General features: G+C 66.8%; 17 protein-coding genes. 2 read left to right on the forward strand and 15 right to left on the reverse strand.

The genetic code is table 11. The features are described from left to right. Window positions 1-71: 71 nt before the first annotated feature. The gene (locus K1X74_00345; GenBank protein ID MBX7164768.1) at window positions 72-785 is read right to left on the reverse strand and encodes a zinc metallopeptidase; all 714 of its coding nucleotides are present in this window, start codon (window positions 783-785) and stop codon (window positions 72-74) included. A 210-nt stretch (window positions 786-995) separates the two neighbouring features. Next, window positions 996-2,465 (reverse strand): PAS domain S-box protein, encoded by a 1,470-nt coding sequence (locus K1X74_00350; protein MBX7164769.1) that lies wholly within the window; start codon window positions 2,463-2,465, stop codon window positions 996-998. Between the two features lie 428 nt (window positions 2,466-2,893). On the opposite strand from K1X74_00350, the gene K1X74_00355 reads away from it, so the two are divergent. Next, a complete protein-coding gene (locus K1X74_00355; protein ID MBX7164770.1) occupies window positions 2,894-3,988 on the forward strand; it encodes an ADP-ribosylation factor-directed GTPase activating protein isoform b in 1,095 nt (364 codons plus the stop codon). A gap of 36 nt (window positions 3,989-4,024) precedes the next feature. Here the strand turns inward: K1X74_00355 and K1X74_00360 are convergent, their stop codons facing one another. From K1X74_00360 to K1X74_00390, 7 genes are all read right to left on the reverse strand, one after another. Next, complete coding sequence (locus tag K1X74_00360) at window positions 4,025-4,726, reverse strand: hypothetical protein (GenBank protein ID MBX7164771.1); 702 nt, start codon at window positions 4,724-4,726, stop codon at window positions 4,025-4,027. A gap of 118 nt (window positions 4,727-4,844) precedes the next feature. After that, entirely contained in the window at window positions 4,845-5,831 is a 987-nt protein-coding gene (locus tag K1X74_00365; GenBank protein ID MBX7164772.1) for a chemotaxis protein, read from the reverse strand. A gap of 54 nt (window positions 5,832-5,885) precedes the next feature. Next, the gene (locus K1X74_00370) at window positions 5,886-6,080 is read right to left on the reverse strand and encodes a hypothetical protein (GenBank protein MBX7164773.1); all 195 of its coding nucleotides are present in this window, start codon (window positions 6,078-6,080) and stop codon (window positions 5,886-5,888) included. Between the two features lie 217 nt (window positions 6,081-6,297). Then, entirely contained in the window at window positions 6,298-8,655 is a 2,358-nt protein-coding gene (locus K1X74_00375) for a tetratricopeptide repeat protein (protein MBX7164774.1), read from the reverse strand. A gap of 81 nt (window positions 8,656-8,736) precedes the next feature. Then, window positions 8,737-9,336 carry a hypothetical protein gene (locus K1X74_00380; protein ID MBX7164775.1) on the reverse strand — a complete coding sequence of 200 codons (600 nt, stop codon included), beginning with the start codon at window positions 9,334-9,336 and terminating at the stop codon, window positions 8,737-8,739. An 889-nt stretch (window positions 9,337-10,225) separates the two neighbouring features. Then, window positions 10,226-11,239, reverse strand: a complete 1,014-nt coding sequence (locus K1X74_00385; GenBank protein MBX7164776.1) for a fatty acid desaturase — start codon at window positions 11,237-11,239, stop codon at window positions 10,226-10,228. Between the two features lie 307 nt (window positions 11,240-11,546). Next, entirely contained in the window at window positions 11,547-12,722 is a 1,176-nt protein-coding gene (locus K1X74_00390) for an aminotransferase class I/II-fold pyridoxal phosphate-dependent enzyme (protein ID MBX7164777.1), read from the reverse strand. Between the two features lie 74 nt (window positions 12,723-12,796). On the opposite strand from K1X74_00390, the gene K1X74_00395 reads away from it, so the two are divergent. Then, window positions 12,797-14,239, forward strand: a complete 1,443-nt coding sequence (locus tag K1X74_00395; protein ID MBX7164778.1) for an amino acid permease — start codon at window positions 12,797-12,799, stop codon at window positions 14,237-14,239. On the opposite strand, the gene K1X74_00400 is transcribed toward K1X74_00395, so the two are convergent. The 6 genes from K1X74_00400 to K1X74_00425 form a co-directional block, all read right to left on the reverse strand. Continuing rightward, window positions 14,202-15,035: a hypothetical protein gene (locus tag K1X74_00400; protein MBX7164779.1), complete on the reverse strand. Its 834-nt coding sequence runs from the start codon at window positions 15,033-15,035 to the stop codon at window positions 14,202-14,204. The two genes, K1X74_00395 and K1X74_00400, sit on opposite strands and share 38 nt — an antisense overlap. Window positions 15,036-15,086: 51 nt before the next feature. Further along, on the reverse strand, window positions 15,087-16,523 hold the full coding sequence (locus K1X74_00405) for a selenium-binding family protein (protein ID MBX7164780.1): 1,437 nt from the start codon (window positions 16,521-16,523) through the stop codon (window positions 15,087-15,089). Between the two features lie 12 nt (window positions 16,524-16,535). Further along, window positions 16,536-18,320 carry a hypothetical protein gene (locus K1X74_00410; GenBank protein MBX7164781.1) on the reverse strand — a complete coding sequence of 595 codons (1,785 nt, stop codon included), beginning with the start codon at window positions 18,318-18,320 and terminating at the stop codon, window positions 16,536-16,538. After that, entirely contained in the window at window positions 18,308-19,102 is a 795-nt protein-coding gene (locus K1X74_00415) for an enoyl-CoA hydratase (protein ID MBX7164782.1), read from the reverse strand. The genes K1X74_00410 and K1X74_00415 overlap by 13 nt, the downstream gene beginning before the upstream one ends. A 52-nt stretch (window positions 19,103-19,154) precedes the next feature. Further along, window positions 19,155-20,777, reverse strand: a complete 1,623-nt coding sequence (locus tag K1X74_00420; protein MBX7164783.1) for an acyl-CoA synthetase — start codon at window positions 20,775-20,777, stop codon at window positions 19,155-19,157. Window positions 20,778-20,913: 136 nt separating this feature from the next. After that, window positions 20,914-21,516, reverse strand: coding sequence for a glycosyltransferase (locus tag K1X74_00425; protein MBX7164784.1), 603 nt, complete (start codon window positions 21,514-21,516; stop codon window positions 20,914-20,916). Window positions 21,517-21,903 lie beyond the last annotated feature (387 nt).

A 21,903-nucleotide genomic window follows, 5' to 3' on the forward strand; every position in this document is an offset into this window, starting at 1 on the left:
CACGACTTGCGTCGTCATTTTGGGATCGCGTCCTTGCAATCCAGCAGCCCCTTGAATTCTTCAACGGGCTGCTAATCCCGGTCGCCGACCAGGCCGCCGAAGCGCATCAGATAGTAGGCCAGCGTGAGGACCGCTTGCAGCGTGGCCGCGACGTAGGTCAACGCGGCCGCGTCGAGCACGCGCCGCACATAGACCATCTGGTCGGCGCTCACGATGCCTAGCGCCTCGAGCTGCTGCTTGGCACGGGTGCTGGCGTTGAACTCGACCGGCAGGTTGATCAGCTGGAAAAACACGAATGCGCCGAACATCACGATCGCGGCGACGATCATGAACGACCCCAGCTTGGCCATGCCTGAGAAGAACACACCCAGCCCGACCATCAACACCAGCGAACTCAGGCCGCTGCCGATATTGGCCATCGGTACGGCGGCGTTGCGGATGACCAGCGGCGCATAGGCACGGGCATCCTGGATCGCATGGCCCGCCTCGTGCGCGGCAATGCCCACGGCCGTCAGGCTCGGCGAGCGGTACACATCGCTCGACAGCCGCAGCACCTTGTGGCGCGGATCGTAGTGATCGGTCATGTGACCTGGAACCTCCTCGATCGCCACGTCTTGCAAGCCGGCCGAATCGAGCACATATCGAGCAGCGCCCGCGCCGCTCATCGGCGCGCGGATTTGCATGCCGGCCGCATAGGCCGAACGAATTCGGGCCTGGGCCCAAAACGCCAGCAACAGCGCCGGCGCGATCATCACCAAGTACATCCAGTCGAAGTGCGGAAACATCATCTGCCGACCCTTCCATCCGTCTGGCCGGACCGCGGCGCGTGCTGCCTGGCGAGCAATTCCGCGCGGCGGCCGGTTCAATGATTGCTACGTAACTCGTCCCCACCCTGTTTGATCGCCGGCCGGTGCACCGTCAGCCATACTCGGCAACCGGCAAACGCGACTGCACAACCGCATTGGAATTCTAGCCTTGCGCCAGGGCCGATCAATTCACGTTTCGCCGGTTGTGACGCCGGGCCGCTCGGCTCCGGGCCGCACCAACGTGGCAAAGTGCGGGCCCAACAGGGGGCTACCGGCCTCCGAGTCGGAGCTCGGCGCGGACGACTGCGGCAACGTGAAGTAAACCGTTGTGCCGGCGTCGGGCGCCGATTCGAGCCAGGTGCGTCCGCCGTGGGCGCGGACGATCTTGCGGACGATGGCCAGCCCCGCGCCGGTGCCTTCGAACTCGCTGCGGCGATGCAAGCGGCGGAACATCTCGAACACCGCCTCGTGATGCTCGGCCGGAATGCCGATGCCGTTGTCGCGGACCCAGAACGTGGGAGTGTCCCGCACGTCGCAACCGATCTCGATGCGCGGCGCGCCGCGGTTGAACTTCACGCCGTTGGCGACCAGGTTGCGAAACACCTCGCCCAGCAAGGTCGCATCGCCGCGCACGACCGGCAACTCGGCCGGCACCTCGACCTGCGCTTGCGCACCGTGCAGCAACGGTTCGAGCGTCTGCAGCACGTCGGCCACGACCTCGCTGAGCGCGACCGGTCCCAGCTCGGGCCGGCAACAGCCTACCCGCGCATAGGTCAGCAGGTCGCCGGCCAGCCGCTCGCTGCGCAGAGCCAGGCGCTCGAGCGTTTCAAGCCGCCGCCGGCCTTCGTCGTCGAGCTGGTCGGCCGAGTCCTCGGCCAGCATCCGGCAATACGCGGCGATCCCCCGCAGCGGCTCCTTGAGGTCGTGCGAGGCGATATAGGTGAAGTCGTTCAGCTCGTGGTTGATCCGCTGCAATTCGCAGGTCTGCGCCTCGAGCGCCGCGTTGGCCGAGCGCAACGCCTCGGCCTGAATACGTAACTGGTCCTCGGCCCGTTGCCGCTCGGTCACGTCGCGCAGCACGAGGGTGTACTGGACGGGCACCAGGTCGCCGAGCCGCGCGACGGAGATCTCCAGGGCCACGTGGCTGCCATCGCGACGGCGGCCAGTTTCGGCCTGGAACGAGGGCGTCCCGTCCTGCTCGGGCCAGCGCGGCGAGATCGTCGCGGCCAGCGCCTCGCCCTCGAGCCGGGGGACCAGCAGCCTGAGCTGCGCCCCTACGACGGCCGCCGCCTCGTAGCCGAACAACCGCTCGCTGGCCGGGTTCATGCTGCCGATCGTACCGGACGCATCGATCGTCAGGATCCCATCGACGGCATGTGCGACGATCGCCGAGGTCCGCGCCTCGCTGGCCTCGAGCCGTTCGGCAAAGGGGGTAATCACCCGGAGCAGCAAGGCTCCGCCGCCAATCATGCCTAAGAGCGTGGCGGCCACGAGATTGCGCTGGGCGTTGATCAGCCGCTGGTGCAGCCAGGGATCGAAGCCAAGCGACGCCTCGACCAGGTCGCGGAGGCTCCAAACGGCAAAGCCGACGCTGGCCACCCCTACCCCGGCCATGACGGCCGTGGTGAACAGCAACAGCCGCCGCCGGTCGGGCCGCATGACGTCCATCCGCAAAGGGTTTTCGCTGCCGTCCGCCGCGCGGCGACCGCTCTCGCCTTTGCATCGGCGGCGCCGACCGGCGGAGTTTTCGGCAATTGGGCGGCCAGCAGGCTCTGCCCCCCGCTCCGTGCGACGCAATGCGTCGCGCGTGTCGGCCATGCGGACTGTGCAGCTGCCGCGCGGCGCGGCACGCTTGGCTTGGGGAGCAGGTCGGAAAAATCGCCGCGGTTTGCCTGGACCGCGCGACCGTCCTGGTCGATAGCAGTTAGGCGCGGTAACCTCACGCTGCCGCCGGTCGTTTGTCGTGGCACGGTCGCCTACGGCACTCGCTCCTGTCCAGGGACGGTGCTCCCCTTCGCGAATCTTGCTGCCGACCTATGCTCGCTCGATGCACTCTGCACCCCGCCGCTCGACGTGTACTGCCACTTGTGTTTCTGGGCCTGTTGACGTTGCCGGCCTGCAACCGCAACTCGGCCGAAACGGGAAGTGAGAACCCCACCGCGACGGCCACTGCCGAGGGCGAAGCGGCGCCCCTGCCCGAGGGCGACGCGCTGCGGCAGCGAATCGACGCGGTCATCGACTTCACGCGTGCCCGACAGATGAAGGTCGAGGAGCAGGCGGCCTGGCAGATCGTGCACGGCATCTTGTGCTTCGGCCCGCAGCTGCAGATCGAAGTGGGCGGCAAGCCCGTCTCGGCCCTCGACTACTTGCTGGGCGGCGGACAGCTCAAAGGCTGGATCATGCGGCCGGCCGATCATGGAGTCGAGGCCATTGTCGAGGCCGGTTCGAAAACCGGTCAGGGTCACAAAGACCAGTGGCTGGGCTATCTCTGCCAAAGCGGTTTGTCGATCGATCATCCGCTGCGCGTCGGCGACAAGGACTACACGCTCAAGGACCTTTTGACCCAGGCCCAATGGGAATGCACCGAGGGTATGGAGGCCAGTTGGACGCTGATGGCGACGTGCACCTGGCTGCCGCTCGATGCGACGTGGCAGGCGCGCGACGGCTCGGAGTGGTCGACTGAGCGGCTGCTGGCGATGGAAATTGCCCAGGACCTGGGTGAAAGCTCCTGCGGCGGCACCCACCGGATGTCGGGCATCACGATGGCCGTCAATCGGTGGAAGGCCGAGGGGCGCGAGCTGACCGGCACCTGGAAAGAGGCCGACGATTTGATTCAGTCGTGCCTGGACAAGGCCCGGGACTTCCAGCAGCCCGACGGGACGTTTTCGGCCAACTTTTTCGTGCGTCCGGCCGCCGCACACGAGGTGGCCGACCAATTGCACTGCTTGGGCCACACGTTCGAGTTCTGCTGCTATGCCCTGCCGCACGAGCGGCTGGCCGAGCCGTGGATGGTCAAGGCGGCCGTGCAACTCTGCGAGCTGCTGGAGCTGACGCGCGACCACTCGCTCGAATGCGGCGCGCTGTACCACGCGGCGCATGGCCTGGTGCTCTACCGCGAGCATCGCTTCGGAGCACCGGCGGCGGTGGCCGAGGCTGCCGCGCCTTCGAACACCGCTCGATAAGGCTCGATAAGCCGGCGTTCGTCCTTCCCCGGGCTGCTAGCGCGGAGCGGCCGTGCCTGTCGGTTGATCGCCGGCCGCGGCCGCATCTTGCGTGGCGGCTGGTGGCGCGGCGGTTTCCGCGTCCTCGCCGGACGCTTCGCCGCCGGCGGGCTGGTCACCGCTGGATGCCGGTTCGCTCAGCGGCTGCGCCTCCTCGGGCGCGCGAATCTCCGGCATGGGACCCGCTCGCAGGACGACGTACCGGCGGCCCTCGGCGTCGTAGATCGAGATCACGCCGTTGCCCTGGCCATCGTGTTCCAAGGCCAACAGGTGCTGGTGCTCGCCGGCGGCCGTGACGATGGCCCCGCCGCCACCAATGCCGGCGATCGTCACGCGCGGATGCGACTGTTCGTCCTTGGTCTGGAGCACGCCCACGCCCGTCTTGTCGTCGACGCCCAGGGCGAGCACCTCCTTGCCGGCTGCGTTGCGCAGGTAGATGCCGCCTCCCTCGGGCTCGACGACGATCTGCACGGCCGCCTCGCCTTGGGCGCCGTGCAGCTCGATCGCCTTGCGCACCAGCAGTTGATCGCAGGCGATCGTGCCGCTGGCCCCCAGGTCCTTGACCTTCGCCTGCGAAACCTGCAGTTCCTGGCCGACGACGACTCGGGTATCGACCCGTTGCAGCAGCTTGTCGCGCAGCGAACTGCCCAACGCGAGGAACAATAACGGGTAGAGGATCCAACGTTCACGATTCGACATGCCAAACGTCTCCGCTCACCTTGCCGACCCGACGGGCGTTCCCGGGCAGGCGGCGGCGACTGCTGATGCGGGACGCGCAGGGCGGTGAACGAGGATTGTCGCGGCGAAGCGCGGCAGGTCAACAGGCGGTTCGGACGTCCGTGGCGCCGCGTTGCTCGATCAGTTCTCGGAGCTGAGCCACGAGCGCGCTGTAACGCGGCTTGGTGACCTGGGCATCGGCGCCCACTTGTTGCCCCTTCTTCTCGTTGTCGCGCGAGACGATCGACGAGAACAAGATGACCGGCACCCGGGCCAAGGCCGGCGTCTCGCGAATTCGTCGCACCAGCGTGAGCCCGTCCATCCGGGGCATCTCGATGTCGCTGATCACGGCACCGACCAGCGCGCTTGCGTCGCCGCCGGCGGCGCGTTGGGCACAGGTCGCCAGGTGATCCCAGGCCGCTTGTCCGTCGGCAAAGGCCTGCACATGGTGGAAACCCGCTTCTTGCAGGGCATCGAGCGCCATGGCGGTGATCATCTGCGAATCCTCAGCCAGCACGATCGGCGCGTCGCAAACTCGGTCCGAAGCATGTTCCACGGACTGGATCTGCTGGTGCTCGGCCTGCATCAGGGCGCGCCCCATGCCGATCGAGGCGCCGATGGTTTCGAAGTCGAGCATCAACACCAGCCGGCCATCGAGCCGCATCACACCTGTCACCGGAACGTGGTCGGCCTTCAACGCCGGCATCGGCTGCATCTGCGTCCAGCTAATGCGGTGAATCCGCTCGACCGCGTGCACGCGAAACGCAAGCATCTCGCGATTGAATTCGAGTACCAGCAGCCGGTCGGTCGGCTGCGGTTCGGCCGCGGGCACGTCGCCGTCGAGAAACCGGCACAGATTGACCACTTCGACGACCTGATCGCGAATGCGGACTACGCCCTCGACCGCGTGTTGCGATTGCGGCAACGCCGTGATCGCGCCGACAGGCAGCACTTCGCGGACCTTGGCCACGTTGACGCCGAACCGTTGCCCCGCCAGTTGCAGCACCAGGACCTCGAGTTCGTTGGTCCCCGCTTCCAGAAGGATGCCCGTGTCGATCGCCGAACGTTTCGAAGTCGCCGTAGTCATGCTGCTTGATTCCGTCGCGGGGCTGGTGCCGGGAACAAAATGCCGTGGCGGCGCTCAGTCGGTAGCGGCCACATCCGAGCTGAAATACTCGTCGACCGTCGCCGCCGGCAGGACGGTCGCAAAATCCTGACGAACGTTGGCCAACTTGCTCTGCAACGAACGGATCCGATGCTCCAATTCGTCGAGGCGCGTCAACATGCCTTGCAGGTCGGCTTTCGACCACGCATTGTCGGTCGTTGGGATCGTCATGGCGGCTTTCTCTTTCTGCCCGCGCCTGGCGGGCCCCCCCATATCGGCCCCGGGCCGATTCCCCGGAGCGTCCAGCAACTCTAGCTGCCAAGTGGGGGTGCTGCTGCCAAACAGCCACCTGTTGTGGCGCTCGGCGCGCCCGGTGATGACGGTCGCAACGGTGAACCCGGTCGATCCGTGAACGGCCCCGGGCACGGCGACGGGCGGCGGCTGCCGGCTACGGCTGATGATAGGGCCGCCCGGCCTGGTAGAGAGCCAGCCGCGTGGCGATGTCGTCCGCCAGCGCGGCGTCGCCGGCCTGTCGCGCGAGCTGGATCGCCTGGGTCGACGCGCGCACCGCGTCTGCAAACCGGCCGGCCTCGGCATAAGCGGCCGCCAGCGTATCGAGCAAGGCCGGCGTGGCGTTCACCGGGTTGCGCGCGGCGCGCTCGGCGATGGCGACCGCCTGGGCGCCGTTGCGCAACGTCGCGTCGCGGTGGGTCGCGAGCATCCACGCCAGGTTGTTGGCCGCGTTGGCATGGTCGGGCTGCAGCTCGAGCAGCTCTTCGAGCTCGCGGATGGCGTCGCGCGGTCGACCAACCTGTTCGAAGAGCGCGGCCAGGGCCATCTTGGTTTTCAAATTGCCGGGCGTGGCGAGCAACATCTGGCGGTACAGGGCGATCACGTCGTCGAGGCGATTTTGCTTCAACCGCACTTCGGCCAGCTCATACAGCGATTTGACCGAGTCGCTGCAGTGCGCGGCGGCATAGGTCAAATCGGCGGCCGCCTCCTCGTAGCGGCCGGTGCGCTTGTAGACGCTCCCCCGGGCCAGCAACAAATCGCCCGCCGGGCCGAACCGGTCGATCGCCTCTTGGATGATCTGCAGGGCGCGGGGAAAGTCTTCTTGTTCGGCCGCCATCAAGGCCAACATCGCGGAGGCCTCTTGCGCGCCGTCGGGCCGCTCGAGCAGTTTCCGCATCAGCTGTTCGGCCTGGGCGTATTTGCCCTGTGCCGCGAGCGCCGAGGCTTCGCCGATCCAGGCCTCGTGAATGGCGTCGCGCATCGTGCGCAGCCGACGGTAATACCGCTCGGCCTCGGGATAACGCTTCGTCTCCAGCATGATCTTGGCCATGTTCTGGATCGCCAGGGCACTGTTGGGCGCGATCGCCAGGGCCTTGCGGTAATTGTCCTCGGCTTCGTCGAGCCGCCCTTGCCGGTCGGCTACGACCCCCAGCATGAACCACGACATGTAGTTCTTCGGTCCGACGACCTTGAGACCCTGGTTGGCCAGGGCGACCGTGTCGGCCCAGGTCGCTTGCTGGCGATAGGTCAACAGGCAGCAGGCCACGACGATCAATGCGGCCAAGATCGCCGCCACCTGCCGGCGCCGCGCCAACAGCGTTGCCGCCCCGAACGCGAGCAGCAGGTAGATGCCCACCATCGGGATGTACGTGTAGCGATCGGCCCGGGCCTGATCGCCCACCTGCACGATGCCGATCACCGGCACCAGCGTGCCGAGATACCACAGCCAGCCGGTGAGCAAGAACGGGTAGCGCCGGGCGAACCACAGCACCGTTCCCGAAATGACTACGAGCACGCCCAGTGCCAGCAGCGCCAGGCCGTAGAAATGGTCCCAGTCGGGCCGGTATCGCGCCGGATGCGGATAGAAAAACGCCAGGTCGAGCGGCCAGATCATTTGCCTGAGATAGATCAGGTACGAGCGGCAGGCGTTGGTTAGCCGATCGGCAAGCGACAAACCCGACACATCGACGACCGCGCCGCTGGCCCGTTGCGAGATGAACGTGATCACGCTCGACAGCACGACCAGGCCGAACAGCGGCAGCTTTTCGCGCACCAGGGGCCAAGGCGGCAGCCATCCGCGCCCGGGCCGCTGGACATCGAGCGGCCATCGTCCCAGCGGCCAGATATCCAAGAGCAACAGCACGGCCGGCAGCGTGACGGGCATCGCCTTGCACATCAGGCCCAGCGCCAGACACAGCGCCACCAGGGCATATCGCGCCCACGACTGCGCGCCGCGCACGTAGCCTGCGTAGGCCCACAGCGCCAGGTTCCAGAACAGCCCGCTGAGCACGTCCTTGCGCTCGGAAATCCAGGCCACGCTTTCGACGTGCTGGGGGTGGATCAAGAACAACGCCGCGACGACGCCGCAGCACCAGACCGGATCGATGGCCGGCACAGCGCCGCGACCGGCCGACTTGCCGCGCTTGCGCGTGTCGAGCCAAGCCGGGTCGCCGGCCAACAGCAGGGCCCGCAGCGCCCAGAACAACACCACCCCGCTGACGACGTGCACGCCCAGCGCGACCAGGTGATGCCCGCCCGGCCACTCGATGCCGAACAAGTCGACATCGAGCATGTGCGAGAGCCAGGTCAACGGGTGCCAGTTTGCGCTGTGCGACTCGCGAAACGCCCAGGCGACACTGTCCCGACTCAGGCCGTTGCGGACCATCGGGTTCATCACCACGTAGTCCGTGTCGTCGAACTCGACGAACGTGTGACCGGCGACGGGCCAGTAGCAAGCCAACGGCAAGACGACCAGCAGCGCCGTAATCCAGAGCTCTTTGCGCAAGCCGGCCATCCGCGAATATTCCCCCGCTGCCAACCGTCCGGTGAATGCCCACCCGAGAAGGTGCCGGCCACTGCCAGTGTAGCTGGCCCGTTAGCCGGCCCGAAGCACCAGCGCCGCCGCCTGACCTTGCAGCGTGTAATTCAACAGCAGTGCCACCGGCGACGCGGCCGCCTGCGGCTGCCCTTGCACGATGTCGAGCGGACACTCGGGATCGAGCGTGTCGCAGCGCAGCGCCGCGGGCACCGTGCCCTGCTGAAGCGCCAGCAGGCTGGCGGCCATTTCGACCGCGCCGCAAGCCGCCCCGAGATGGCCGAAGTAGCCTTTCAGGGCGGTAACGGGCACTCCCGGCAGCACGCGATGCAGGGCCTCGGCCTCGATCCGATCGCCGTGGCGCGTCCCGCTGCCGTGGGCGTTCACGTGGCCGATCTCGGCCGGCGCCAGGCGCGCGTCGGCGAGCGCCGCGCGAATGGCTCGTTCGATGGCGTCGGTCGCGGCCCGACCGTTGCCCGTGGCCACGGCTGCGCTCGAGCCGAAGCCCAGAATCGTGGCCAGGATCGGAGCGCCACGGCCCTCGGCCTGGCGGCGCGTCTCGAGCAGGAACGTCGCCGCGCCTTCGCCAAAGGTCGTGCCTCGGCGCTCGCGGTCGAACGGCCGGCAATAGTCGTCTCCGCGCGCCACTTCCTGAGTCAGACAGTAGCGCACCAGGTCGAGCGGGTGCAGGCGCGCCGCGGCGGCGCCAGTGAACATGCAATCGGCCATGCCGCGCTCGATCACGTGGGCCGCTTCGGCCACGGCCTCGATCGCCGAGACTTCGTTCAACTGCAAGGTGTTGTTGGGCCCGCGGGCATCCCAGGCGATGGAAATGTGCGAGCCGAGCATGTTGGGGAGCAGCCGCAGAAACTCGAGCGGAAACGACGCCGCCATGCCGTCGCGGCCAAAGCGGCTCAGGTCGAGACGCCCGTCGACGATGCACGCGCGATAGCACGGCTCCGACATGTCGAGATCGCTACGGATGCGATCAGCACCGTACACCACGCCCCAACGATCGGGATCGATCGCGCCAACTAGCAGGCCGGCGTCCTGGCAGGCCATTTCCGCCGAGGCCACGGCGAACTGCGAGTCGCGGGCCATGAGCTTGATGCTCTTGCGCGGCCGGACGTATTCCTTCGGATCGAAGTCTTGCACCTCGGCCACGCAGCCGATGGGCAGGCTGCTGGCATCGAACGTACGAATCGGATGCACGCCGTGACGGCCCGCGATCAGCGCATCCCAAAACGCCTCGCGCCCCACGCCGATGGGGCTGATGACGCTCATGCCGGTGATCACGACTTCGGGACGTTGCATGCGAGGCGAGACCGGGGCGGGAAAATTCGCCGGAGGCCACTCGTTCCTGCGGCCGCGGCGCAACGGGGGTGTCGCCCCGAAGGCTTAGCGCACGCCGGCCGGCAGGTGTTTCAATGTAGCCGCCCGCCGGGGTCCAAGTTGAGGGGGGCAGCCCAGCCGGCGCGAACCGGGGACGCGGTACGCCCGGCCGCAGCGAGACCGAGTCTCGGCAAGGCGACCGGAACAGGGCCGGTTCCTAGCCCTTCTGCTCCACCCAGATCTTGGGCAGGACAATGTTTCGGGCCAGGCCCAGGGCCGCCAGCAGGCGGATCGTCAGCCAGGTGACGTCGATTTCCCACCACATGTGGCCGTGGGCGGCCGCGCGCTGGTCGGCGTGGTGGTTGTTGTGCCAGCCCTCGCCGTTGCTGACGATGCCCACGAACCAGTTATTGCGGCTGTTCTCGCCCGTGTCGTACAGACGGTAGCCCCACAGGTGCGTCAGCGAGTTGACGCTCCAGGTGATGTGCCAAACCAGGACGGTGCGGACGAACACGCCCCAGACCAGCCAGCTCGTGCCAAGCTGCACGCCCGACCAGAGGTTACCGGTCGTCGCCCAGCCGACGCCCAGCCCCGCCAAGTAGAATACGGCCGCGTGCGCGACGTACACGACCAGCCACATCAGGTGACGTTCAAGGCCGAAGTAGAACGGGTCGCGGAGAATATCGCGGGCATAGCGATCGTAAGTATCGAGGTTGTTCACGCCACGGTTCTTGACGAGTAGCCAGCCGCAATGGCCCCAAAAAAAAGTGACCAACGGCGAGTGCGGGTCGGGCTGCTCATCCGAGTCGCGGTGATGCAGACGGTGGATCGCCACCCAGCGGGCAGGCGTGTCTTCGAGGCAGCAAACGCCCAGGATCGCGAAGATGTGTTCGAGCCACTTGGGCACGACGGCCGCCTGATGCGTCAACAGGCGGTGATAGCACAGGTTGATGCCCAGCGTGCCGAAGACGTACAGCCCCAGCAACGTCAGTACCACGCCGCTCCAAGAAAACAGCCACGGCGACAGCGCGGCCAGCGACAGCAGGTGCACCCCGCCGATCCCGACGATGTACGGCCACGACCACTGGATGGGCCGCGTGGTCTCGGGGTAATCGAGATGCAGCGACTTGGCGCCGCCGTGAATCGAACGATGGTGCTTGAGCAACGGGGCAACGGGTTCGCCGGCGGAAGCGTCAGTCGGAGTCGGCGCCATCTGAGTCGGTGCGGTCATGATGTGCTTCCCTTCAACCGGCATAAGCCCCAGATCTTATCGACGCGAAGGAATGCTCGCCTTGGGCACTTCGCGGGCAAGTCGGCGGGGCTCGAAGCTGGCGCTAGCGATGATGGTGACGGAGGAAGGCTCGACCCGGACGCACTCGATCAGAATCGGGGCGTTGCCGGCTCAAGTCAAGCGAAGCCGGCCGTCCGATTGTCGCAGCCCGCGAAAATACCGGGATTTAGTGGGCGCTTCATTACCCAAGTAGCGCAGAGAAGGCCGGCCGCGTTACACCGCCATACGTGATATCACCTAACTCGCTTCAAAGTGCAGCGAGGCCCTCCTCGATCGCATCCAGGATCGAATCGGCCGATTCGATGCCGATGCTCAGCCGCAGCATGCCGCCGTCAATGCCTGCCGCACGGCGCTCGTCGGGCGACAGCCCGCGGTGGCTGGTCGATTCGGGATGGCTGAGCGTCGTGGCCAGGTCGCCCAGCGAAGGCGAGAAAGGAATGCGCCGGGCCGCGCGAATGAAGCGCGTCGCCCCCTCCGAGCCGTCCGGCACGACGATCGTCACCATGGCCCCGTAGCGACCTTCGAACTGTCGCTGCGCCAGGACATGATCCGCGTGGCTCGATAAACCTGGATAAAGGACCTGGGCCACGCGCCGATCGCCGGCCAGGTGTGCTGCGACGCGGGCCGCGTTCTCGCCGGCCTGCGCTGCCCGCAGTGCCAATGTCGACAGTCCCCGGGCCGCCAACCAGCAATCGAACGGAGCCGCGGCGAAACCCCAGGTCGTCACCACGTGTGGCACGCGATCCCATGCCGCTTCGCAGCCGCAGAGCAATCCCAACATCACGTCGCTATGACCATTGATGATCTTGGTCAGGCTTTCCATCACCAGGTCCGCCCCCAGCGCCAACGGGCGGCAGGCGATCGGGCTGGCGAACGTGTTGTCGATCAGCAGCCGGGCTCCGCGACGGTGCGCGATCTCGGCCAGGGCCTTGACGTCGGCCACCCGCAGCAGCGGATTGCTGATCGATTCGGCCAGGATCACCCGCGTGCGCTCGGTACACGCGGCTGCGACCGCTGGCAAATCGGTCACATCGACCACGGTACTGTCGATGCCGAAGCGGCCGGCTTCGCCCGTGAACAGGTTGCCGCTGCGGCCGTAGAGCTTGTCGCTGACCACGACGTGATCGCCCTGCGTCAGCCCGCTCAACAGCACCGTCGCCAAAGCCGCCATGCCCGAGCTGCAAATCACCGCGCGATCGGCACCATGCAGCTCCCGGCACTTTGCCGCCAGCAGATCGGCGTTGGGCTGGCCGTCGCGGCTGTAGATATAGCCCTCTTCGTCGCCGGCCAGCAGCGTGGCTGCCTGCTGTGGGTCGGCGCAGCGGTAGACGACGGCCGGATAGATCGGCGGCACCAGCGGCTGGGTCGGCTGCGGCGGCACCAGGTCGAGCCGCGGACAGATATCTTCCGGACGATCGGGCATGGGTCGAATATAGTCCGCACATGGTGAGCAAGCGAACGGATGCCGCTTCCGCACGGGAGCGATATGCTGACGCCATGTCGCCGCCCACCGAAGCCCGACCGTCGACTCGATTGCAGCCCGTGCTGGGACTCTTCGGCGCCACGGCGCTGGTCGTCGGGGCGACGATCGGTACCGGCATTTTTCTGATGCCTTCGTTCGTGGCCCAGGGCACCGGCGGCTATTTCGGCCTGATTCTCACGCTATGGATCGGCTGTGGCGTGATCAATCTTTGCGGCGCCTTGGCCCTGGCCGAGCTCGCGGCGCTGCTGCCCGAGGGCGGCGGCACCTACGTCTTTTTGCGCGAGGCGTACGGCCGGCGCTGGGCGTTTCTCTGGGTGTGGGCCGAGTTCTGGGTGATGCGCAGCGGCGCCATCGCGGCGCTGGCCGTGGTGGTGGCCGAAAACCTGGTGCGGCTCGTGGCCGTCGCGCCGGGAGCCACCGCCGATCCACCGTGGTTCAAGGGGACCGTCGTCGCCGTCGCGGCCGGCACGATCGTCGTGCTGACGGCCGTCAACGTGCTCGGCACGCGCTTCGGTAGCGCCGTGCAAACCTTGACCACGCTCATCAAGGGCGCGGCCATCCTCATTCTTGCTGTGCTGCCGCTGGCGCTGGGCCGCGCCAGCACCGAGCATCTGGCACCGGTCTGGCCCGCGCAAATCGACGATTCGATCCTGGTGCAGATCGGCGTCGCACTGGCCGCCATCGCCTGGGCCTACGACGGCTGGGGTATGGTAACCGTGATCTCGGAAGAAGTTCACGAACCGGCCCGCAATGTCCCCCGCGCGCTGGTCCTGGGTGTGTTGATCGTCATCGGCCTGTACGCCGCCGCGAACACGGCCTATCACCTGACGCTGCCCAGCGAACAGATCCGCACGCTGCCCAACACGGCGGCCACCGTGGCGGGCACATTGCTGGGGCCCTGGGGTGCACAGTGCCTGCTCTCGGTGCTCGTGATCTCGGCGCTGGGCGCGCTGAACGCCAACATTCTCGTCGGCCCGCGGGTGCTGTATTCGGTGGCGGCCGACTATCCGCGGCTGGCCCTGCTCAAGCGCATCGACCCGCGATTCGCCACGCCGGCCGTGGCGATTATCAGCCTCGCGGCCTGGGCCGGGATGCTGCTGCTGGCCGACGAGCTGAGTCCCGACAAGAACAAGCGGCTGTTTCAGATCTTGATCGAATACGTCGTGTTCGGAGGTTCGATCTTCTATCTCTCGGCGGTCGTGGCGGTGTTCGTGATGCGTTTGCGCCGGCCGGACGCGCCGCGCCCCTATCGCACCTGGGGCTACCCGGTCACGCCGGCGCTGTTTGCCGCGTTCTACGTGTTCTTCCTGGGCAGCATGCTGGTCTCGTCGTTCTGGCAGGCGCTGGCCGGGCTGGGGTTCATCGGGCTGGGGGCCCTGGCCCATGCGCTGCTGTCGGCCGCGACGCCGCTGCCGAGTCCTACGTCGTCGAGCTGGGACGGGCCAGCGTCTCGTTGACGAACCGCTCGATCGTGCAGCAATAGCTCTCCAGCGGCAAATCGTCGGGATCGTCGCCGAACGGCTCTTCGACGTCTTCGGCCGTCAGCTCGACCCCCAGCAAGAACGCGAAGCCCACGGTCAGCACCGGCACGCTCCACCAACCGATGTCGTCGGCGATCACCCAGGGCGCGACCAATACGTTGAGCACGATGGCCCACCGCAGCAACGCCCGATAGGACGACGCCAGCGGCGTATTGCGGATGCGTTCGCAGGCGCCGCAGATATCCATCAGGCTGCGGGCATGCACGTCGAGCGGCCACAGGCTGTCTTTGAGCTTGCCGGCCTGGTTCCAACGGTCGAGCAACTCGTGAATCTCGCCTGCGATGCGCCCGGGCACATGACTCGTCGAAAACCGCGTGGCCAGCGAGGGGGTAACGAGGGGTTCAATCCCGCGCAGGTGATCGCGCAAGGCAAAGGCGAACTCGCGCAACAGGCAGGCCAACCGGGCCCGATCGGCGGCGTCGGGGTTGGCATGCGCCAGCGCCTTGAGCGCCAGGTTGCGCGAATCGTTGATCAGCTGGCCCCATTGCTTGCGGGCTTCCCACCAGCGCTCGTTGGCGGCGTTCACGCGCAACACCAGCAGCACGCCCAGCACCACGCCGAGCAAGCCGCCGAAACGCTCGCCGGCGTTCCACGCCGGCATGTGCGTCAACGAAAACACCAACTGGACGCCGGTCGCGTAGGCCATCGTGACCAGCATGTGCGGCAGCAGCCGCCACCGCACGTGCAGGGAGGGCCAATAGGGCAACAACATCGCTTCGTCATCCTGTACGACGGTGCTATCGCCGCGCGCCGCGGCGCACGGTCACACAAAGATATCGGACGTGCAGTCGCCCCCCGGATAGCGCATTTCGTGGGCCCGCGCCGGACCCTCCGGCTCGCGGCCGAAATCGACGACGAACCGGTCGTCGATCTGCATGCCGCCTGATTCGGGATTGCAGTCGATCTTGAGCAGCACCGAGCCGTCGCGGGCCATGTCGGGATAGAACTGGTTATCCCAGCTCGAGTACAGCGAATTGGTCACGTAGAGCCGGCGTCCGTCGAGGCTGAGTTGCAGCATCTGCGGCCCGCCGCCGAGCTGCCGGCCGGCGACCTGTTGTCCTTTGCCCAACAGCCCGCCGGTCCAAACCTGGCCGACGAGCTTCGGGGTCGCCGGATCGGAGATGTCGTATTGCCGGATGTCGCCGTGCAACCAGTTGGAGAAGTACAGGTAGCGATCGTCCATCGACACCAAGAGATCGGTGATCAGCCCGGGAATGGCGTCTTTCGCGCCGGGCGGCGTGGCGTTTTCGACCGCGATCACCTGGTCGGCCCGCCAGCGATCGCCGGCCTGGTGAAAGTGCCACATCGTGCTCGACAGTGCCGCGCCGACGAAGCCGTGTACCGCGTCGGGATCGTGCAGGAACCGCACCTCGAGCGGAATCCGTCCGGTGTCCCCCAAGTCGATCGATTGGGTGATCGCTCGGCGCTGCCAATCCCAGAAATGAATCTGGTGTCCGAACTTGTCGGCGGCGACTTCTTGAGGGTTGAAACCCAGGCGATAGGTATTCGGGGCGGCCCATTCGCTCGACACCATCACGTTGTGGCGCGGCTGATACCAGTAATCGTAGTTGAACTTCATGCCTGCCGCGTCGCGCTCCCAGCGCCCGGCCACGTCGAACTTCTCGTCGAGCAGCAAGAACCCGCCGGGCCCGTTGCCTTGGGCGTCGCCGAGCATCGAGATCATCACCTGGCCCGTCGGCAAACAGTGCACCGTGTGCGGCGCGCTGAGACTGGTCTTGTCGGCGATCTCCTCGGGCTCGATCACTTTGTGCATCCGCGGCGCCGCGGGGTCCGAAGCATCGACGATGTGAATCCGGCTCGAGCGCTGACCCGGCACGATCAAATACTGGCGCGCCTTATCTGGATCGGCATGGCAACTACTGCAAGTGTTCCAGCCGAAGTGATGCAGCTCGTCGCCGACGTTCGGCATCGGCAGCCGGTGAATGACCTGGCCATAGCGCGACGACTCAGGATCGGCGTCGACCGTCGCCAGATAGTCGGGCTTGTTGACGGGCGTGCCCGCGTACAGCGCCACGACGTACAACAGTTTTTCGCGCGGGGCACGGATCGCTTCAGCCGGCGTCGCGAACCCGGGCCCGCAGAGCTGCCCGTGATGATGGCCGGCCATGGCGCGCAGCGGCGCGAACGTGGCACCTGCGGTCGCGGCGGCGGTGAGTTGCAAAAAGTCGCGGCGTCGCATCAGGAGATCTCCTTAGCTCGAAGGGACGGGTCTAGCGCTCCGGCGCAGGACGATGCGCACGCCGGGCAATCCGTGCGGAAAGTGAAAGGCAATGAACTTGCGATAGAACACGAATGCCTGATCGCTGTCGACTTCGAATTCGACAGTCTGGGACTGCTGCAGTCCTTGGCGAGAATTATCGCGAAAAGTTACCGCGAGTCGATGCGCGTCAAGCTCCAGCGTCTCCCATTGCCGCAACACCGGATCGCTGCCGGCGGCGCGTAACGCCGCGAGCGCGGCCTGAAAATCGTCGTCCGTATAGCGTTCGGCGCACGTGACCTGGACGCGACCGGCAATCCGGCGATGTAGGCACTCGACCACCGTCGACAGTTTTGGCACATGCGGTCGGCCCAGGGGGATTTCGAGCAGCCGCACTGGATGGCCCAGCCGGTCGCCCTGCCCGGCCAGCGCCATCATGGCCGGTTGGTATTCGCGCACCTGCTTCTCGATGTCGCGTTCGATTTCGGCAAACCGTTCGCCGCTCGAACGCGCCAACCCCACCTGAACCCAGGCCAACCAAACCAGGGCGCCGACGGCGGCTAGCGCCAGCGCCGTGCGCAGCCGTTCACCGCGACCGGCCCAGCGGACGGCCGCGCGGTCTGCCAGGAGCGCGAGCACCCCACACCAGGCCAACGTGGGCACATAACCGTAGCGCCCCCAATCGAGCACGTTCTCGGCCGGGATATCCAGCCGGGCCAGGTGCACCAGAATCGTGTACGGCAGACACAGCACGGCCAGCACGGCCAGCAGCCGCACGTTTACGCGCAAGTAAATGGCCAGGGCCGCGATCAAACCCAACACGAGAACGGTCTCCATGGCGAGTTGCGCCGTCGGCGGGATCGGTCGCTGGCCGATCCACAGCCGCGTCCACGCGACGGCGAAGTTCGCACACGCGCGACCCACGGCCTGCACGAGTGCCGCGGGTTCGATCGGCAGGTGGTGTGCCGACGGCGCGGCAATCGCGAGCGGAACCGTCCAGGCGCCGAGCACGAGAAACGTCACCAGCCAAACCGCCAAGGGCCAAGACCGCCTGGCCCGATCCCCAGGCGCGTGCGCCGTTCGCCGTTCGAGCAGCAGCGCCTGAACCGGCAAGACGAGCGTGACGAGCCATAACGTGCCCATGGTGGTCACTGCGCCGACCATGCAAACGCCCAGGGCCAGCGCCCATCGCCGCGGCCGCGGCCCCGCGCAGCGCGTCTGGCAAACCATGGCGCCCACGATCCAGGCGAGCCCTAACGAAAGATGCGAGGCGGAAATCCACAACAACGGATTGTCGATGCTGCCGATCGCGGCCAGCAGCCACACGCAGGCACCCGCCGCGGCCGCCCGGGGATCGCTCAGATAACGGCGCAGCAACACAAACAAACCCAGCCCGATCGCCAGGTGCGCGGCCGACATGGCCACGTGCCACGCGGGATCAAAGTCGCGAAACCAGGTCCAACTGGCGTAGTACCACAACCGCCACAGCGGAATGAAGTGCTCGTTGTGCGGCGCCCAGACAAAATCGCCCAGGCTACGGTCTCCCCGGGCGACCTGCTGCAACAGGGCTCGGTGTTCGAAGTCGTCGTAATACGGGCCGGCGGCGAAATAGAAGCTGTGAACGATGCACATCCCGGCAACGGCCAGGGCGACGGCGAACCGCGCCACGCGCGCGGGCGAGCGCATCGCAGGCGCGGCTTGGGGCAACGGCGACCGATCGGTGGAGCGCACCGGGCGGCGCACCGGGTCGCTCGCGCCCGGCGCGCTTAACTTGTCCATCGCGGCGGCCGCTTTTCGAGAAACGCGCGCATGCCTTCCTGGGCATCGGTTGTTTGGGCATTGCACACCATCGTGCAGCCCGCGGTCGCATAGGCCTGCGGCCGATCGAGCGCCAGTTGCTCGTAGAAGGCGCGCTTGCCGATGCGGAGAGTCTCGCCGCTGGCCGCCGCGATTTGCTGGGCCAACGCCCGGGTCGCAGCGGTCAATTCGCCGGCCGCCACCACGCGATTGACGAGGCCACAGTCGTGCGCTTCGGCCGCCGACAACGGGGTGCCCGTCACGAGCATCTCCAGGGCTTTCTTAGCCGGCACCGCGCGGCTCAGCGCCACTGCCGGGGTCGAGCAGAAGAGTCCGATCTTCACGCCCGGCGTGGCAAAGCTGGCCGTATCGGCCGCCACGATCAGGTCGCAAGTCGCGGCCAACTGGCAGCCGGCGGCCGTGGCGAGCCCTTGCACTTCGGCCACGACGATCTGCGGCCCCAGACGCACCGCTTCCATGACCTCGGTGCAGAGCGCGAAAATCGCTTCCAATTCTGCGGGCGAGGCCGCGCTCAGCTCGGCCAGATCGTGTCCGGCAGAAAACACCGGCCCGGCCGCAGCCAGGACGACGACCTTGATCTCGCGGCGCGGCGCCAACTCGGCCAGCTCGTCGCGCAGCGATTGGAGCATGCGTCGCGAGAGCGCGTTGCGCCGCTGCGGACAGTTGAGCAGCAGCCGGACGACGGCGCCGTCCGTCTCGCGGCTCACCAGCGGTTCGTTTGCCGTGCTCAAGGTCTGGCTCAACGGGTCCTCCCCTGGCCTTGCGGCCGCAGCCCAGATTTGCCCGTGAGGCATTTTACAGCTTGGCCGCCTGCTCGCGCAGCACGTATTTCAGCACCTTGCCCGTGGACGTTTTCGGCAAGGTGCCGAACACGACCGTTTTCGGACATTTGAAATGCGCTAGGTGTTGGCGACAGAAGCCGATCAGATCTTCGGCCGTGGCCTGGGCCTCGGCCTTGAGCGTGACAAACGCGCATGGCGTCTCGCCCCAGGTCGCGTCGGGCCGGGCCACGATGGCCGCCTCGAGCACGGCCGGGTGCTGATAGAGCACCCCTTCGACTTCGATCGTCGAGATGTTCTCGCCGCCGGAAATGATGATGTCTTTCGAACGGTCGCGCAGCTCGATGTAGCCGTTGGCGTGCATTACGCCCAGGTCGCCCGTATGGAACCAGCCGCCGCGAAACGCTTCGGTCGTGGCGGTGGGATTCTTCAGGTAGCCTTTCATCGTGATGTTGCCGCGCATCAACACCTCGCCCATGGTCCGTCCGTCGGCCGGCACCGGCGCGAGCGTCTCGGGATCGGCCACGGTCAGCCCCTCTTCAACCGGGTAGCGCACGCCCTGTCGAGCCTTGAGCGCGGCCTGCTCGTCCAGCGGCAACCGATCCCACGCGTCGTGCCACTCGCAAACGACGGCCGGCCCATAGACCTCGGTGAGCCCGTAGACGTGCGTGACGTGAAAGCCCATGCGTTCCATGCCGGCGATCACGGCCGGCGGCGGGGCCGACGCGGCCGTCATCACCTCGACGGTGCGGTCCGTCGCGCGGTGCAACCCGGGATCGGCGTTGATCAGCATGTTGAGCACGATGGGCGCGCCGCACAGATGCGTCACCCCGTGATCGGCAATCGCCGCGAACACGCTCTCGGCCGTGGGCCGGCGCAGGCAGACGTGCGTGCCGGCCACCAACGAGATCACCCAGGGAAAGCACCAACCGTTGCAATGAAACATCGGCAGCGTCCAGAGATACACCGGATGCTGCGGCAGATGCCACACCAGGGCATTGCCCACGGCGTTTAGATAGGCCCCGCGGTGGTGATAGACCACGCCCTTGGGATTGCCGGTGGTACCCGAGGTGTAGTTCAGCGCAATGGCGTTCCATTCATCCGTCGGACCTCGCCAGGGATAGTGCGGATCGCCCTGCGCCAGAAACTCTTCGTACTCTACGTCGCCCAAAAGTTGCTGACCCTGCAAGAACTCGTCGTCGCGAATGTCGATCACCCGCGGGCGCCGTTCGACGAGCTGCAAGGCGGCTTCGATCGTCTCGAAGAACTCTGGATCGACCAACAGCAGCTTCGTCTCGGCATGGTCGAGCATAAAAGCGATCGCCGCCGCGTCGAGCCGCACATTGAGCGTGTTGAGCACCGCGCCAGTAGCCGGCACGCCGTAGTGCGCTTCGAGCATCGCCGGCACATTCGAGGCCATGATCGACACGGTGTCGCCCGGGCCGATGCCGGCTAACGCCAGCGCCGAGGCCAATCGTCGCGACCGGGCAAAGAACTCGGCATAGCTGGCCTGCCGCTGCCCGTGCACGTAGGCCAGATGCTCGGGAAACACGGCCGCGGCGCGCTCCAGCAGCCCCAGCGGCGAAAGCGGCACATAGTTCGCCGGGTTGCGATCGAGGTGTTGTTCGTAGGGATTCATTCCGGCCCTCACCGCGCAAGAAAGAAGCCATCGACTTTCGACCAAGTGCCGCCAAGAGTCGCACCTGAGCGGGCGGCAATCAAGAGACGCGAGCCGCAGGCGACCCGCTTTCGCTGCCGGCGGAACCCCCGGCGACTTAGCCGGAGGCGGCGGTCATCCAGCCGGAGAATTCGCCGCAGCGCGCCTCGCGCACCTGGCGATAGGCGTGGGAAAGCTTCGTGGGGCACGCATAGCGCAGCGGCCCGATCACCGTGGTCGGCGTCTCCAGCTCGGGCAGCACGGCCAGCAAGCGCTCGCTGGCCGTGGCATCGGCCACGAACAGCCGCCCGGCGTTTTCGGCGGCCTGGACGATCAATTCTCGCTGCCGCGCCAGGGTGTCGACCCGCACCAATTCGCCGCCGCGCACGCTCGACACGTAGGGGACCCCGCTTTCCAACGCCAGGTAGGCCAGCACCCACAGCCCATCGGTGTGGATCACGTCGGGATCCTCGGCCACGATCAAGTCGTCCAGCCGCCGGCGTGCCAGGTGCAGATACTCGGCCAGCAGGTCGTCCGACCAGGCGGCCGGCCACGCGTCGAGCGGGGGGAATGCCGCCCCGGTCAACGCAGTCAACTCGCGCTCGGCATCCCACAGCCGCACGTCGTGTCCCCGCGATCGCAAACGCTCCGCGAGCGCGCCCGTGTCCCAGGCGTCGTCGGCCCGGGCAGGCGATTCGTGACAGGCTAACAGGATTCGCATGAATGACTCGCGCGCTGGCGGCGGCCCATACGTATCAATATCGGCCGTAACGACCTGGACTCTGCGTGGGGAGGTGAAACTTCGCGGTCGCGAAGCAACGGCTGGGAAGCAACGCAAGCAGTCGCGGGGAGGACCGGAAAACCGCCGGGAACGGCTCCGGCCCAAGGGGTGGGTGCGAATTCTTACTTTCTGCATGATGACAGCGTCAAGCCGAGCCTCCAACGGCCGCGCCGACGCAAGCAGCCTGCTCCCTGGCACGTCCGGCGAGAAGAAGCTGGAGAAGCTTTGACGGATGTGCCGAAGATGACGCTGGCGCTCCGGCCGCGGGTCGCCCGGGCGCGCCCCCCAGGACGTGCTAGCCTTGAAAAGCGCCGGAAAATCTCGCTA

The sequence above is a fragment of the Pirellulales bacterium genome, assembly GCA_019694435.1.
Classification (GTDB): Bacteria; Planctomycetota; Planctomycetia; order Pirellulales; family JAEUIK01; genus JAIBBZ01.